Consider the following 15,489-nt stretch of genomic DNA (forward strand, 5'->3'; position numbering starts at 1 on the left):
ACGGTCGTCCGGGTGTAGAGGCCGCCCCTCCGGTGCACCATGGCTGCATGCTGTTGCACCGGCTGGCCCGAGTGTCCCAGGAGGTCGCCGCCACCTCGGCGCGGTCCCGGAAGACGGCCCTGCTCGCGGAGCTCTTCCGGGACGCGGAGGCGGACGACGTGCCGATCGTCATCCCGTACCTGGCGGGCCGACTGCCGCAGGGCCGGATCGGCGTCGGCTGGAAGGTGCTGAGCCGCCCCGTCGCCCCCGCCGCCGAACCGGGCCTGACCGTGCGGGACGTGGACGCCCGGTTGTCGGAGCTGGCCCAGGTGTCCGGCCCCGGCTCCCAGGCCGAACGGGCCCGGCTGGTCGGGGAGTTGATGGGCGCGGCCACCGAGGACGAACAGCGGTTCCTGATCGGTCTGCTCACCGGGGAGGTACGGCAGGGCGCGCTGGACGCCGTCGCGGTCGAGGGACTGGCCCAGGCGACCGGGGCGCCCCCGGCGGACGTACGACGGGCCGTGATGCTCGCCGGCTCCCTCCAGACGGTCGCCGAGGCGCTGCTCGCGGACGGCCCCGCCGCCCTGGACCGCTTCCGCCTCACCGTCGGCAGCCCGGTCTGGCCGATGCTGGCGCACAGCGCCTCCTCGGTCGCCGAGGCGGTGGACAAGCTCGGCGCCTGCGCGGTCGAGGAGAAGCTGGACGGCATCCGCGTCCAGGTGCACCGGGACGGCGGCACGGTACGGCTCTACACCCGCACCCTCGACGACATCACCGACCGCCTGCCCGAAGTGACGGCCGCCGCGCTGGAGTTGCGGGGCGAGCGGTTCATCCTGGACGGCGAGGTGATCTCCTTCGACGAGGGCGGCCGCCCCCGCTCGTTCCAGGAGACCGCCGGCCGCGTCGGCTCGCGCACGGACGTGGCGACGGCGGCACGCGCGGTGCCGGTCTCCCCCGTCTTCTTCGACGCGCTGTCCGTCGACGGCCACGACCTGCTCGACCTGCCGTTCGCCGAGCGGCACGCCGAGCTGGCCCGGCTGGTCCCCGAGCCGATGCGGGTGCGTCGCACGACCGTGTCCGGCCCGGACGACCTGCACACGGCGGAGGAGTTTCTCGCCGAGACCCTGAAGCGCGGCCACGAGGGCGTCGTCGCCAAGGCGCTGGACGCCCCCTACAGCGCGGGCCGGCGCGGCGCGTCCTGGCTGAAGGTCAAGCCCGTCCACACCCTCGACCTGGTCGTCCTGGCGGCGGAGTGGGGCCACGGCCGCCGCACCGGCAAGCTCTCCAACCTGCACCTGGGCGCCCGCACCGCCGACGGCGGCCTCGCCATGCTCGGCAAGACCTTCAAGGGCATGACCGACGCGATGCTGACCTGGCAGACCGAACGGCTCCGGCAGCTCGCCGTCGACGACAACGGCCACGTCGTGACCGTCCGCCCGGAACTCGTCGTCGAGATCGCCTACGACGGCCTCCAGCGCTCCACCCGCTACCCGGCCGGCGTCACCCTGCGCTTCGCCCGCGTGGTCCGCTACCGGGAGGACAAGCGCCCCGAGGACGCCGACACGGTGGAGACGCTGCTGGCCGCGCACCCGGAGGTGAGCCCGTGAAGCGCAGTGCCGGCCTGCTGCTCTTCCACCACACCGACGACGGCCTCGAAGTGCTGCTCGGCCACATGGGCGGCCCCTTCTTCGCCCGGCGCGACGCCGGGGCGTGGACCATCCCCAAGGGCGAGTACGAGCCCGACGAGTCCGCCTGGGCGGCGGCCCGCCGCGAGTTCGAGGAGGAACTGGGCCTGCCCCCGCCCGACGGCGAGGCCCTCGCGCTGGGCGAGATCCGGCAGACAGGCGGCAAGATCGTCACGGCCTGGGCGATCGAGGCGGACCTCGACCCGGCGACGATCGCGCCCGGCACGTTCCGGATGGAGTGGCCACCGAGGTCGGGACGGCTCCAGGAGTTCCCCGAGCTGGACCGGGTGGCGTGGTTCGGGCTCGAGCGGGCCCGAGCGGTGATCGTCAAGGCGCAGGCGGCGTTTCTCGACCGCCTGGCGGAGCACTCGCCCTGAGGAGACGCTCCCGCGTTGCGGTCCCCTCCGCCACGCGGGAAGGTCGGACTACAGCCCGCACCGAGGGAGGTCAGCCATGCCCATCGCAACGGTGAACCCGGCGAACGGCGAGACGCTCAAGACGTACGAGGCCATGGGCGAGGAGGAGATCGGGCGCCGGCTCCAGCTGGCGGAGGCCACGTTCCGCACGTACCGGACGACGACGTTCGACGAGCGCGCCCGGCTGATGAGGAAGGCCGCCGACCTCCTCGACGAGGACCAGCGGGACATCGCCCGCGTACTGACCACCGAGATGGGCAAGCCGATCCAGCAGGCCCGCGCCGAGGCGGCGAAGTGCGCCAAGGCGATGCGCTGGTACGCCGATCACGCCGAGGAACTGCTCGCCGACGAGGAGCCCTCCGACACCGATGTGAAGGACTCCGGCGCCTCGCGGGTACGGGTGCGCTACCGGCCGCTGGGACCGGTGCTGGCGGTCATGCCGTGGAACTTCCCGCTGTGGCAGGTGGTCCGCTTCGCCGCGCCCGCCCTGATGGCCGGGAACGTGGGCCTGCTCAAGCACGCCTCGAACGTCCCCCAGACCGCCCTCTACCTGGAGGACCTGTTCCACCGGGCGGGCTTCACCGAGGGCTGCTTCCAGACCCTGCTGATCGGCTCCGCCGCCGTCGACGACATCCTGCGGGACGAGCGGGTCAAGGCGGCCACCCTCACCGGCAGCGAGCCCGCGGGCCGCGCGGTCGCCTCCACCGCCGGGGAGATGGTCAAGAAGACGGTGCTGGAGCTGGGCGGCAGCGACCCCTTCGTCGTCATGCCCTCCGCCGACATCGACCGGGCCGCGCAGGTCGCGGTGACCGCGCGGGTGCAGAACACCGGGCAGTCCTGCATCGCCGCCAAGCGGTTCATCGTGCACACGGATGTCTACGACGCCTTCGCCGAGCGGTTCGCCGAGGGTATGAAGGCGCTGAAGGTCGGTGACCCCATGGCCGAGGACACCGAGGTCGGGCCGCTCTCCAGCGAGCAGGGACTGCGCGATCTCGAGGACCTGGTCGACGACGCGGTGCGCACCGGGGCGGAGGTGCTGTGCGGTGGCGAACGGCCGGACGGGCCCGGCTGGTACTACGCGCCGACCGTTCTCGCCGGCATCACCCGGGAGATGCGTATCCACCGGGAGGAGGCGTTCGGTCCGGTCGCCACGCTGTACCGGGCGGCCGACCTGGACGAGGCCGTGCTGATCGCGAACGACTCGCCGTTCGGGCTGAGCTCGAACGTGTGGACGCGGGACGAGGCCGAGGTGGACCGGTTCGTCCGGGATCTGGAGGCGGGCGGTGTGTACGTCAACGGGATGACGGCCTCCCACCCGGCGTTCCCGTTCGGCGGAGTGAAGCGGTCCGGGTACGGGCGTGAGCTGTCCGGGCACGGAATCCGGGAGTTCTGCAACATCACGACCGTTTGGCACGGTGCGTGAGTGTTGCGGGGCTACGATCCCGTCTGTGAACCGCGAAGTGACTCTGCCTCTGATCGTCGACGACCGCGGGACCTTGCAGGTGGCTGCGGCCGATGTCAGCAAGCTGTTGCGGACGGTGGGGGGTCGATGGGTGCGGCTTGTCGAGACCGGGGAGTCCGGGCTCGACGAGGACACGGTCGCTGCGTTGACGATCGAGCTGGCGAAGTTGGCCGACCGTATTGATGTGGCTTGCATTGCGCACAGCAGTGGGGGTGCGACGTAGTTGCGGCGTGTGCGGGTGCATTGTGGCTGGTCGCGCCCACGCGGCGGAGCCGCAAGTCGACACAGCCCCGCGCCCCTAAGAGGGCAGATCCCCCAGCGTCGACCAGAACATCGCCTCGTAGGTCTGAAGTAGGCGGCCGTATGCGTGTGCTCGTGCCTTGTCGAGGCGCCCGGCGTCCATGGCCGCCTGCACCGCCGCTGTCGCAAGCCCGTCCAGCTCCGGGGACGGCTGGGCGAAGAAGTCGAAGAAGCCGCACGCCTCGTCCGTGAAGCCGTAATGGGTGCGCAGGGCCTCGGCGATCGTCGCGCAATAGCCGCCCCACGCGGAGAAGTTCGCGGTCAGTGCCAGGACGACGTCCGCCGGTGAGGCGTTGAGGGCCAGCCAGGCGACGCAGGCGGGGTAGGCCTGGCAGCCCGGAAGGGGCTCGTACGCGCCCGCTTCGGCCTCGTCCACACCGCACGCCCTCGCGAAGGCGTCCAGCCGGTCGCCCGCCAGTGCCTCGCCCTCCGCGAGGGTGGTGAAGTAGGCCGCCGCCTCCGGGTCGGTCGTCGCGGAGCGTTCCGCCAGATGCAGGAACGCGCGGCGGTCCGCGGGGATCACCCGGGACTGTTCCAGGGCGAGCGCGGCGAGGGTGGGGCGGGGGGCCTCGCCACGGGCGATCCGGGGGACCAAGGGGTTGGACCGCGGGTCCGGGGCGAGTTCGGCTGTGGTCGTCGCCAGCAGGTCCCGGGCCGGGTGCGTCATCGCGTCCTCCGTCGTGAGGGTGTCGGGACGAGCCTGGCACGGCGTCCCCGATACGGAGTAGTCCGGCACCAGATCGGCGCCCCACCGGGTGATCGTGGGTGGACGACCCCCTGAGGTGAACCACCTTCTGACCGCGCCGCAGCGTCGCCGCGGCGTTCACGGCGCGCGGAGTGGAGCGGGTGCGCGAGCGGTTCCGCCGCATGCCGGCGGAACCGGTCGACGAGATGCTCCAGGCGAGCCCACCGCCGGATCACGCGGCGATCGGGGAGCTGCGGGCGAGGTACGGCATCGAGCAGCTGATGCCGCTCAGACATCGTCAGCGGATGGGCGTGCCGGAGAGGGTCCGGGCAATGACCAGTCGCTGGATCTCGCTCGTGCCCTCGAAGATCGTGTAGATGGCGGCGTCCCGGTGCATACGCTCGACGGGGTACTCCCTGGTGTAGCCGTTGCCGCCGAGGATCTGGATCGCCTGGGCCGTGACCTGCTTGGCCGTCTCGCTCGCGAACAGCTTGGACATCGAGCCCTCGGCCGCCGTGAACGGCTTGCCGTTGACCGCCATCCAGGAGGCGCGCCAGACGAGGAGCCGGGCCGCGTCGATGGACGTACGCATGTCCGCGAGCTGGAACGCCACGCCCTGGTTGTCGATGATCGGCCGCCCGAACTGCTCCCGCGTCTTGGCGTAGTCGAGGGCGACCTCGTACGCGGCCCGGGCCGTACCGACCGCCATGGCCCCGACCGCCGGGCGCGACGCCTCGAACGTGGCCATCGCCGCGTTCTTCACTCGCTCCCCGCCCTGCTTGGCCTTCTCCCGCGCCCGGGCGAGCCGCTCGTCGAGCTTCTCCTTGCCACCGAGCAGGCAGGAGCCCGGAACACGCACGTTGTCCAGGATGACCTCGGCGGTGTGCGAGGCGCGGATGCCGTGCTTCTTGAACTTCTGGCCCTGGGACAGGCCCTCGGTGCCCGGCGGGATGATGAAGGAGGCGTGGCCCTTGGAGCCGAGCTCCGCGTCGACGACCGCGACCACGACATGGACGTTGGCGATACCGCCGTTGGTCGCCCAGGTCTTGGTGCCGTTGATCACCCACTCGTCCTTGGCCTCGTCGTACACGGCTCGGGTGCGCATGGAGGCCACGTCGGAGCCGGCGTCGGGCTCGGAGGAGCAGAAGGCGGCGACCTTGACATCGCTCGCGTCGCCGTACATCTGGGGGATCCAGGTGCCGATCTGCTCCTCGGTGCCGTTGGCGAGGACGCCGACGGCGGCGAGACCGGTGCCGACGATGGACAGGGCGATGCCCGCGTCGCCCCAGAACAGCTCCTCCATCGCCATGGGGATACCGAGGCCGGTGGGGTCGAAGTACTGCTGGGCGTAGAAGTCCAGGGAGTAGATGCCGACCTTGGCGGCCTCCTGGATGACCGGCCAGGGGGTCTCCTCACGCTCGTCCCATTCGGCGGCCGCGGGGCGGATCACATCGGCGGCGAAGCCGTGCAGCCAGTCGCGGACCTCCTTCTGTTCGTCGTTGAGCTCCATGGTGAACTCGGCCATGTCGTCCCCTCCAGCGGCACACATGCATGTTACTTGCGGTAACAGCAGTCTGTTACCGGTGGGTAGTCCACGTCAACTCCTACCGACCGGTCGGCACCCGGTGTCCGGGGCATGCTTGAGTGTTAGTTTGCGCAGGCGTCATCGAATCAGCACGGGTGGGGAGAGCACATGGACACCACGCAGCGGACCGACCAGCAACGGTCCGCCGACCGCCGACGGCGTGAGCTGCTGGAAGCCGCCGACCGAGTGGTGCTGCGCGACGGTCCGCAGGCCTCGATGAACGCGATCGCCGCGGAAGCGGGCATCACCAAGCCGATTCTGTACCGGCACTTCGGTGACAAGGGCGGACTTTACGCGGCCCTTGCCAAGCGGCACACGGACGCGCTGCTGGATTCGCTGCGGGCGGCGCTGGACGCGCCTGCGGAGAGACGGGAGCGGGTCGAGGCGACGCTGGACACGTATCTCGCGGCGATCGAGGCGCGGCCTCAGGTCTACCGGTTCCTGATGCATCCGGCGGAGGGGGGCCAGCCGGGGGATCCGGGGTTCGATGTCGGCAAGCACAGTGCGCCGTTGCTGCGGCGGATGGGGGAGGAACTCGCGCAGGTCATCGAGGAGCGGCTGGATCTCGGGCCGGGCGGGCAGCAGCTGGCGCGGGTGTGGGGGCATGGGATCGTCGGCATGATGCATGCGGCCGGGGACTGGTGGCTGGGGGAACGGCCTTGCTCCCGTGCCGAGTTGGTGCGGAGTCTCGCTGATCTGTTGTGGGGGCGTCTTGCGGCTGCGGGGGATCGGATGGGCGGTCCCGGGTTCTGACCGTCGCCTGTCGTGTGCGGACCGTGGGGGCTGGTCGCGCCCACGCGGCGGAGCCGCATATCGAACACAGCCCCGCGCCCCTGGGTCACTCACCTCACTCGGCGCCATGAAGCCCGGGCCACCTGTCGCATGAGCTTGCGGTGGCGCCAGCCCGTCAGTCGGTCCGCGTAGACGCGGCCCTCCAAGTGGTCGTACTCGTGCTGCAGGCAGCGGGCGAAGAAGCCCGAGCCGTGCACCGTGATCGGCTCTCCGGTCATCGTGAAGCCCTCGACCACCGCGTGGTCGTAACGCTCCGTGCCCGCTTCCAGGCCCGGTAGGGACAGGCAGCCCTCCGGGCCCCGGATCACCACTCCGTCCGCCTCGACCAGGCGCGGGTTGACCACGTGGCCCAGGTGCCGGACGTCCTCGTCGTCGGGGCAGTCGTAGACGAAGACCCGCAGCGGCTCGCCGATCTGGTTGGCGGCGAGGCCGACGCCCTGGGCGGCGTACATGGTTGCGAACAAGTCCTCGACGAGGCGGGCCAGTTCGGGGCCGAACTCGGTGACTTCCGCGCAGGGTGTGTGCAGCAGCGGGTCTCCGTGCAGGGTGAGGGGTCTCACGTGGCCGCGGGCGCCGGGGATGGGGCTGTTTCGCATGGCGGCAAGAGTAAGGTCCCTGTCATTCCGGGCCTCCCGCACGAGTTCACCACAGTGCCTCGGTTCGGGAGTGCTAATGGATCTCGATAGGCTGAGGTCCACACCACGTGGCCGTCAGGCTTCAAGGCGCGGCGCGTACGCAAGGAGGATCGAGAACTGATGGCAGGCAACTCGGACCCGCTCTCGCCGCGGGCCAAGCTGGCCGTGACCGCGGGCAAGGCGGTCGCGGCGGCGTCCCGCGCCGCGGGACGCGGCAGCGGTTCGGTGATCGGCGGCCGGGTGGCACTCAAGCTCGACCCCGACCTCCTCGCCCGGCTCGCGCAGAACCTGGACGTGATCCTGGTCTCGGCGACGAACGGCAAGACCACGACCACCCGGCTCATCGCCGAGGCCCTGCGCGCGGCGGGACCGGTCGTCTCCAACGCGCTCGGCGCCAACATGCCGGCCGGCATCACCTCGGCGCTCGCGGGCAGCTCGGACGCCCGGTACGGGGTGATCGAGGTCGACGAGAAGTACCTCGCCGGCGTCGCCCGGGACACCGCGCCGAAGTGCATCGCCCTGCTCAACCTCTCCCGCGACCAGCTCGACCGCGCCGCCGAGACCCGCATGCTCGCCGAGAACTGGCGGGAGGGGCTCGCCGGTTCCAAGGCCGTGGTGGTGGCCAACTGCGACGACCCGCCGGTGGTGTGGGCGGCGTCCTCCTCCCCCAATGTGATCTGGGTCGCCGCCGGGCAGATGTGGAAGGACGACGCCTGGTCCTGCCCGTCGTGCGGTGGCGTGATGCAGCGCCCGGGCGACGACTGGTACTGCGGTGAGTGCGGCTTCCGCCGTCCGACGCCGAGCTGGGCGCTCTCCGGCGACCACGTCCTGGACCCGCACGGCTCCGCCTGGCCGATCCACCTCCAGCTGCCCGGCCGCGCCAACAAGGCCAACGCCGCCTCCTCGGCCGCCGTCGCCGCCGTGTTCGGCGTGCCGCCGCAGGTCGCGCTGGAGCGCATGTACCAGGTGCAGGCGGTGGCCGGCCGGTACGACGTCGTCCAGTTCCAGGGCCGTGACCTCAGGCTCCTCCTCGCGAAGAACCCGGCCGGCTGGCTGGAGACGTTCTCCCTGATCGACCCGCCACCCGCCCCGGTCATCCTGTCCGTGAACGCGCGCTCCGCCGACGGCACCGACACCTCCTGGCTGTGGGACGTCGACTACACGCGTCTGACCGGCCACCCGATCTGTGTCGTCGGCGACCGGCGGCTGGACCTCGCGGTGCGCCTGGAGGTCGCCGACCAGCACTTCCAGGTGTACGAGAACCTCGACCAGGCCGTGGCGGCGTGCCCGCCGGGACGGATCGAGGTCATCGCCAACTACACGGCGTTCCAGGACCTGCGCCGCCGGGTCGGCAACTGAGCACGAGACGTCAGGGGACTTTTGTGAGCGACAACCAACTGCGGGTCGTCTGGATCTATCCCGACCTGCTCAGCACCTACGGCGACCAGGGCAACGTCCTCGTCGTGCAGCGCCGGGCCCAGCAGCGCGGCCTGGACGTGGCGCGGCTGGACGTGCGCAGCGACCAGGCGATCCCGACGTCCGGCGACATCTACCTGATCGGCGGCGGCGAGGACCGTCCCCAGCGGCTCGCGGCCGAGCGGCTGCGCCGGGACGGCGGACTGACCCGGGCCGTGGAGAACGGCGCCATCGTGTTCTCCGTGTGCGCCGGCTACCAGATCCTCGGCCACGAGTTCATCAACGACCTCGGCCAGCGCGAGCCCGGCCTCGGCCTGCTGGACGTGGTGTCCGTGCGCGGCGAGGGCGAGCGGTGCGTCGGTGACGTGCTGGGCGACATCGACCCGCGCCTCGGCCTGCCCCCGTTGACCGGTTTCGAGAACCACCAGGGCGTCACCCACCTCGGCCCCACCGCCCGCCCGCTCGCCCGGGTGCGCTTCGGCAACGGCAACGGCACGGGCGACGGCACGGAGGGCGCGTTCAACGACACCGTCTTCGGCACGTACATGCACGGCCCGGTGCTCGCGCGCAACCCGCTGATCGCGGACCTGCTGCTGAAGCTGGCCCTCGACGTCAACGCGCTGCCGCCGACGGACGACCGCTGGTACGAGGCACTGCGCAACGAGCGCATCGCGGCTGCGCAGCAGCCCGCGTAGACGTAGACGCAGTTGCGCGACACCTGCGTGAGCGCTGCGCGTCAGCGTGCGTGAAGGACGCGTCAACCTGCTGGTCAACAGCCCGTATGACGGCACATCCGCACAGGTGAGCGGGGTCGTCCAGCAGGCGGACGCGTGCTTCGGTCCGGCCCCTCGATGCCGCTAGGGTGGCGGGGATTCGAGCCGGACAACGTGGTCCGGTCCAGGCCCACGTCGATAAGGTTTTCGGGCTATGCGCATTGGTGTCCTCACGTCCGGCGGCGACTGCCCCGGCCTGAACGCCGTCATCCGGTCCGTCGTGCACCGCGCCGTCGTCGACCACGGCGACGAGGTCATCGGCTTCCGGGACGGCTGGAAGGGCCTTCTGGAGTGCGACTACCTCAAGCTCGACCTCGACGCGGTGGGTGGCATCCTCGCCCGCGGCGGCACGATCCTCGGCTCCTCCCGGGTCCGTCCCGAGCACCTGCGGGACGGCGTGGAGCGGGCCAAGGGACACGTCGAGGAGCTCGGGCTCGACGCGATCATCCCCATCGGCGGCGAGGGCACGCTCAAGGCGGCCCGGCTGCTGTCCGACAACGGCCTGCCGATCGTCGGCGTGCCGAAGACCATCGACAACGACATCGCCGTCACGGACGTCACCTTCGGCTTCGACACGGCCGTGGGGGTGGCGACCGAGGCGCTCGACCGGCTGAAGACCACCGCCGAGTCCCACCAGCGCGTGCTGATCGTGGAGGTCATGGGCCGGCACACCGGCTGGATCGCACTGCACTCCGGCATGGCGGCCGGCGCGCACGCCATCGTCGTCCCCGAGCGGCCCTTCGACGTCGACGAGTTGACCCGCAAGGTCGGTGAGCGGTTCGAGGCGGGCAAGCGCTTCGCGATCGTCGTCGCGGCGGAGGGGGCCAAGCCGAAGCCCGGGACCATGGAGTTCGACGAGGGCGGCAAGGACATCTACGGGCACGAGCGGTTCGCCGGGATCGCCCGTCAGTTGTCGGTGGAGCTGGAGGAGCGGCTGGGGAAGGAAGCCCGGCCGGTGATTCTCGGGCATGTGCAGCGGGGTGGGACGCCGACCGCCTATGACCGGGTGCTTGCCACGCGGTTCGGGTGGCATGCGGTGGAGGCCGTGCACCGGGGGGAGTTCGGGCGGATGACCGCGCTGCGGGGGACCGACATTGTGATGGTGTCGTTGGCCGAGGCCGTGGAGACGCTGAAGACCGTTCCGCAGGAGCGGTACGCCGAGGCGGAGTGTGTCCTCTGAGTTGCCCGCGCCCCGAGCACGTCTTACCGCCCCCGGTCACCTGTGTGGCCGGGGGCGGTTCTACTCTTGGGGCGGACAGATTGCTGCACACCCCCACGAAACAGGAGCCGGCGGTATGGATCACAGCGGGCACGGCATGACCATGGATCTGCCGCCGTTCACGCTGGGACGAGGGCTGGAGTGGTCGGCCGACCCGTTCTTCCTCATCGCCTGCCTGGCCGGGCTGGCGCTGTACGGGTGGGGTGTCGTGCGGCTGGTGCGGCGCGGTGACAAGTGGCCGGTGGGGCGGACGGTCGCCTTCGTCGTCGGCGTGCTGAGCATCGTGCTCATGATGTGCACGCAGCTGAACGACTACGGCATGGTCATGTTCAGCGTGCACATGGTGCAGCACATGGTGATCAGCATGGTCTCGCCGATCCTGATCCTGCTCGGGGCGCCGATCACGCTGGCGCTGCGCGCGCTGCCGACGGCGGGGCGGGGCCGCAAGGGGCCCCGCGAGCTGCTGCTGATGTTCCTGCACAGCCACTACATGCGGATCGTCACCCACCCGGCGTTCACGATCCCGCTGTTCATCGCGAGCCTGTACGGGCTGTACTTCACGCCGCTGTTCGACTTCCTGATGGGCTCCACGACGGGGCACATCGCGATGATGGTGCACTTCCTCGCGGTCGGCCTGGTGTTCTTCTGGCCGATCATGGGCGTGGACCCGGGCCCGCACCGGCCGGGCTTTCTGATGCGGATGCTGGAGCTGTTCGCGGGCATGCCGTTCCACGCGTTCTTCGGGATCGCGCTGATGATGGCGTCCGAACCGATGGTCGAGACGTTCAAGAACCCGCCCGCCTCGCTCGGCATCGAGGCGCTGTCCGACCAGAACGCGGCGGGCGGCATCGCCTGGGCGTTCAGCGAGATCCCGTCCGTGCTGGTGCTGGTCGCGCTGCTGTTCCAGTGGTACGCCTCGGACCAGCGGCAGGCCAGGCGGGGGGACCGGGCCGCCGACCGCGACGGGGACAAGGAACTCGAGGCGTACAACGCCTATTTGAGCTCGCTGCACGCACGTGGAAACTGACTTTTCCCACGCCCCAAGGCGCCCGTTCCTCCTCGCTCTGCTCTTTCTCCACAACGCGGCTGAATAGCCTTTTCCTTCAGTAGCATGAAACGCGTCGGGGGAACCGCAGGGGGGAGCGGTGATGCGGAGGATCGCTGTCCTGGTCGCTTTTCTGCTGGCTCTCGGGGGGTGCGATTCGGGCGGGTCGTTGTTGGAGGTTAAGGCGGTCGCCGCGGGAGTTCCGTCCCTGGCGCCCTTCTTCGCCGAGGACAGCGGGCTGGGCCGGGACGCCCACGTGCGGTCGCGCGCGGTGCCGGGCAGCCTGCAGCAGGGGGACACGCCGGGGCTGTACGGGGGGACGAAGCAGCCGGGGATCTGTGATGTCGAGCGGCTGAAGCGGTTCCTCACCGCGCCGCGCAACGATCGCAAGGCGCGGGCGTGGGCGGCCGCCCTCGATCTGCGTACGGACGAGATTCCGGGATATCTCGACCGGCTCACACCGGTTCTCCTGCGTCACGACACCCTCGCGTTGAACCACGACTACAAAAAAGGAAAGGCTGTTCCCTTCCGCGCCTTGCTCCAGGCGGGAATCGCGATTCTCGTCGACGAGCAGGGGCTTGCGTCGGTCAAATGTTCGTGCGGAAATCCGCTGCGGCCCTTCGAGGGCGACACGAGCCGGATATCCGTCACATTCGGGGACGGCAGCGAGAAGTGGCAGGGATACGACCCTGCCGAGGTGCTGGTCGTACGGCCCGCTCCCCGGAAACTGGAGCGCATCGCCCTCGTCGACGTCCAGGACCCCGGCCGGGGCATCCAGCGGCCCGTCGGCACGACGGGTGAGGCCGACACCGACTTCGACGCGACCGAGCGGCGGGCCGTGCCGCGTCTCGCCGGGACGACGTTCGGCGAGGCGAGCCGGCGGCTGGCCGATGCGGGGCTGGCCGTCGCGTTCCGGGGTGAGGAACCGCCCCCGGACCGTGCGCGGGTCATCGCGTCCGACCCGGGCGCGGGGGCCGAGCTGCGGTTCGGTGCCCATGTGACGCTGAGCGTGGCGGCGGAGTCGGGGACGGAGAGGCGTACGGCGTGGCCGTCGCCCTCGGCGTCCTCCACTCCCTCTGCCGGCTCCGGGCCTCCGACGAGTACCGGGCCCGCGCCTTCCCGTCAGCCCTCGTCGTCGCAGGCGCCGCCCACCTCCGTGCCGCCTGAGTCGGGCGCCGCGCCCAGGAGCAGTGCATCGCCGACGGCGACCAGCTCACCGCCGCGGGGCACCAGCTCCCCTCCCCCGACCACCAGCTCGCCTCCCACCGGTGAACCGGTCACGAGCAGCGCGCCGCCGCCAGTGAGCAGCACGCCCGCGTCCAGCGCTCCCGCGTCCAGCTCTCCCGCCTCCAGCACCCCCTCGACGATCGCGCCCGCGACGACCGCGCCTGCGACGACCGCCCCCGTGTCCACCGCTCCGGCGACCGCCCCGCCCGCCCCGGGCACGACCGCCTAACACCGCGCCCCCGCCGAACCCGGGAGTCACCGGATGTCCTCAGGATCACCGACGTCGGGAGTGGGCCGGATCGTCGCCGGCCGTTATCTGCTGCTGCGCCGGCTCGGCAGCGGCGGCATGGGGCACGTCTGGCTCGCCCACGACCAGAGACTCGCCTGCGAGGTCGCGCTGAAGGAGATCGTGTTCCGGGACCCGGCCGAGGCGGGAAACGAGCGGGAGGCGCGGGTCGCGCGGGCCCGTGCGGAGGCCCGGCACGCGGCCGGGCTGCGCGGACACCCGCACGTGGTGACGGTGCACGACGTGCTGGAGCACGAGCAGCTGCCGTGGATCGTCATGGAGTACGTGACCGGCGCCGTGGACCTGCGGGAGCTGGTGACCCGGCGCGGGCCGCTCGCCCCGGCCGAGTGCGCCCGCGTCGGTCTCGCCGTGCTGGACGCGCTGACCGCGGGGCACGAGCGGGGCGTGATGCACCGGGACGTGAAGCCGGCCAACATCCTGCTCGCGCCGGACCGCGCGGGCTCGCCGTACGGGCGGGTGCTGCTCACCGACTACGGCATCTCCGTGCAGCCGGACGCCGGTGAGACGCGGTACACGATGGCGTCCGTGCTGGTCGGCACGGCGGGGTATCTGGCGCCGGAGCGGGCGTCCGGCGGTACGCCGACGCCGGCCGCGGACCTGTTCTCGCTGGGCTGCACGCTGTACTTCGGCGTCGAGGGCCGCGGCCCCTTCGAGCGGGAGTCGCACCTGGCGGCACTCACCGCCGTGGTCACGGAGGACCCGCTGCCACCGGCACGGGCCGGGGCTCTGGAGCCCGTGCTGCGCGGGCTGCTCGCCAAGGATCCGCAGCAGCGGATGACCGCGCGGGAGGCGGAGGCCGGGCTGTCGGCGCTCGTCACGCCCCAGCCGGACGCGTACGAGCGGACCCGGACCGACCCCGGGTCGCCGTCCCCGTGGGAGACCCCGCCCGTGCCGCCGACCGGGCCGGACGGTCTCGGGCCCGTGGTCGCCGAGCCCGGCGCTCGGCGACGGCGGCGCTCCCCCGCCCGCCGGGGCGTCGCCGCCTGCGGGCTCACGCTGGTCCTCGCGCTCGGCGGCGTCTGGTACGCGCTGGCCGACCGGGCGGGCGGCGGGACGGCGGCGCCGTACGGAGAGGCCGTCGGGCTGGAGAAGCCGCTCGCGGACGGGGACTGTGTGCTCGCCGACTGGCCGGGCGGGACACGGTTCGCCGGCACGCCCCGGCTCTCCCTGGACCCGACCTGCCGGGACCAGGCGCCCGACGGGCAGGTGGTGGCGTTCGTCGAAGCGGCCTCGGCGGACGAGGCACGGAAGCTGGGTCCGGCCCGGTGCGAGGAGCGGACCCGGGAGCTGCGGGACCGGCTCGCCGATGTCCGCAGCCACGCCGTCGTGCCGAGCGGCACCGGGTTCGAGGCGGCGGGGCGGCGCACCGCCTGCCTGGTGCTCGGCGCGCACGGGCCGCTGTACGGGCCGCTCGGGGAGCGACGTAGGTTCGGTACGGCGTTCGCCGACACCGCGACCATGCAGAAGCGTGACTGTTTGGACGTCCGTTCGAACCGGGAGGCGCGGCTGGTGCCGTGCGGCGGACGGTACGACCAGCAGGTGCTCGGGTTCACCCGACTGGGCGCCGATGTGACCCTCGCCGAGGCCCGGACCTCGTCGGACGCAGCATGCGCCCGGGGCGTGGCGCCGCGCGACTACGGCTTCGATCCGTCCGTCTACGAAGCCGGTTCGTGGACCAGCGACGGACCATGGAAATCCGGTACTCATGTCGTCGTCTGCACCGTCAGGAGGCAGAACGGGGGCACCATGGGGGGAACAGAACCATGAGGAGGGTGTTGCGATGCCCGGTTCCACGAACGGTTCGAACGCGACGAAGACCATGGGAGCCCTCACCGTCGGCGGCCTCGTCCTGGTGACGGCCTACACGGTGGCGCTCGGCAGCAACGGCTGGCTGTGGTTCGGCTGGGTCGTCCTGGGCCTGATCACCCTCGGGATGGTGGTCACCTCGAAGAGCACGTGAAGA

General features: G+C 71.5%; 15 protein-coding genes. 12 read left to right on the forward strand and 3 right to left on the reverse strand.

Features of this window, described 5'->3' with window-relative positions; translation table 11 throughout:
* The first annotated feature begins 47 nt into the window (after window positions 1-47).
* From PV963_RS06535 to PV963_RS06550, 4 genes are all read left to right on the forward strand, one after another.
* A complete protein-coding gene (locus tag PV963_RS06535) occupies window positions 48-1,586 on the forward strand; it encodes an ATP-dependent DNA ligase (protein ID WP_274814641.1) in 1,539 nt (512 codons plus the stop codon).
* A complete protein-coding gene (locus tag PV963_RS06540; protein WP_274814642.1) occupies window positions 1,583-2,041 on the forward strand; it encodes an NUDIX domain-containing protein in 459 nt (152 codons plus the stop codon). The genes PV963_RS06535 and PV963_RS06540 overlap by 4 nt, the downstream gene beginning before the upstream one ends.
* Window positions 2,042-2,117: 76 nt before the next feature.
* The gene (locus PV963_RS06545; protein ID WP_274814643.1) at window positions 2,118-3,503 is read left to right on the forward strand and encodes an NADP-dependent succinic semialdehyde dehydrogenase; all 1,386 of its coding nucleotides are present in this window, start codon (window positions 2,118-2,120) and stop codon (window positions 3,501-3,503) included.
* A gap of 25 nt (window positions 3,504-3,528) precedes the next feature.
* Window positions 3,529-3,765 carry a DUF6213 family protein gene (locus PV963_RS06550; RefSeq protein WP_274814644.1) on the forward strand — a complete coding sequence of 79 codons (237 nt, stop codon included), beginning with the start codon at window positions 3,529-3,531 and terminating at the stop codon, window positions 3,763-3,765.
* Window positions 3,766-3,840: 75 nt separating this feature from the next.
* On the opposite strand, the gene PV963_RS06555 is transcribed toward PV963_RS06550, so the two are convergent.
* Together PV963_RS06555 and PV963_RS06560 are read right to left on the reverse strand one after the other, a co-directional pair.
* Window positions 3,841-4,509: a transcriptional regulator gene (locus tag PV963_RS06555; protein ID WP_274814645.1), complete on the reverse strand. Its 669-nt coding sequence runs from the start codon at window positions 4,507-4,509 to the stop codon at window positions 3,841-3,843.
* Window positions 4,510-4,825: 316 nt separating this feature from the next.
* A complete protein-coding gene (locus PV963_RS06560) occupies window positions 4,826-6,052 on the reverse strand; it encodes an acyl-CoA dehydrogenase family protein (protein WP_274814646.1) in 1,227 nt (408 codons plus the stop codon).
* Window positions 6,053-6,220: 168 nt separating this feature from the next.
* On the opposite strand from PV963_RS06560, the gene PV963_RS06565 reads away from it, so the two are divergent.
* Window positions 6,221-6,865: a TetR family transcriptional regulator gene (locus tag PV963_RS06565; protein WP_184981226.1), complete on the forward strand. Its 645-nt coding sequence runs from the start codon at window positions 6,221-6,223 to the stop codon at window positions 6,863-6,865.
* A gap of 89 nt (window positions 6,866-6,954) precedes the next feature.
* Here PV963_RS06565 and def read toward each other — a convergent pair whose 3' ends face one another.
* Window positions 6,955-7,500: a peptide deformylase gene (gene def, locus PV963_RS06570; protein WP_274814647.1), complete on the reverse strand. Its 546-nt coding sequence runs from the start codon at window positions 7,498-7,500 to the stop codon at window positions 6,955-6,957.
* Window positions 7,501-7,659: 159 nt separating this feature from the next.
* Between def and PV963_RS06575 the strand changes: the two genes are divergently transcribed.
* The 7 genes from PV963_RS06575 to PV963_RS06605 all read left to right on the forward strand — a co-directional run bounded on the left by PV963_RS06575 (window position 7,660) and on the right by PV963_RS06605 (window position 15,486).
* Window positions 7,660-8,898: a MurT ligase domain-containing protein gene (locus tag PV963_RS06575; protein WP_274814649.1), complete on the forward strand. Its 1,239-nt coding sequence runs from the start codon at window positions 7,660-7,662 to the stop codon at window positions 8,896-8,898.
* A 23-nt stretch (window positions 8,899-8,921) separates the two neighbouring features.
* Window positions 8,922-9,650 carry a type 1 glutamine amidotransferase gene (locus tag PV963_RS06580; protein ID WP_274814650.1) on the forward strand — a complete coding sequence of 243 codons (729 nt, stop codon included), beginning with the start codon at window positions 8,922-8,924 and terminating at the stop codon, window positions 9,648-9,650.
* Window positions 9,651-9,882: 232 nt separating this feature from the next.
* Window positions 9,883-10,908 (forward strand): 6-phosphofructokinase, encoded by a 1,026-nt coding sequence (locus PV963_RS06585; protein WP_274814651.1) that lies wholly within the window; start codon window positions 9,883-9,885, stop codon window positions 10,906-10,908.
* 115 nt (window positions 10,909-11,023) lie between these two features.
* Window positions 11,024-11,974: a cytochrome c oxidase assembly protein gene (locus PV963_RS06590; protein WP_274814652.1), complete on the forward strand. Its 951-nt coding sequence runs from the start codon at window positions 11,024-11,026 to the stop codon at window positions 11,972-11,974.
* 187 nt (window positions 11,975-12,161) lie between these two features.
* Window positions 12,162-13,448, forward strand: a complete 1,287-nt coding sequence (locus tag PV963_RS06595; RefSeq protein WP_342456368.1) for a DUF6777 domain-containing protein — start codon at window positions 12,162-12,164, stop codon at window positions 13,446-13,448.
* Window positions 13,449-13,481: 33 nt separating this feature from the next.
* Window positions 13,482-15,293: a protein kinase domain-containing protein gene (locus tag PV963_RS06600; protein WP_274814654.1), complete on the forward strand. Its 1,812-nt coding sequence runs from the start codon at window positions 13,482-13,484 to the stop codon at window positions 15,291-15,293.
* Between the two features lie 13 nt (window positions 15,294-15,306).
* The gene (locus PV963_RS06605; protein WP_274814655.1) at window positions 15,307-15,486 is read left to right on the forward strand and encodes a hypothetical protein; all 180 of its coding nucleotides are present in this window, start codon (window positions 15,307-15,309) and stop codon (window positions 15,484-15,486) included.
* The last annotated feature ends 3 nt before the right edge of the window (window positions 15,487-15,489 follow it).

This window comes from Streptomyces coeruleorubidus (assembly GCF_028885415.1).
Classification (GTDB): Bacteria; Actinomycetota; Actinomycetes; order Streptomycetales; family Streptomycetaceae; genus Streptomyces; species Streptomyces coeruleorubidus_A.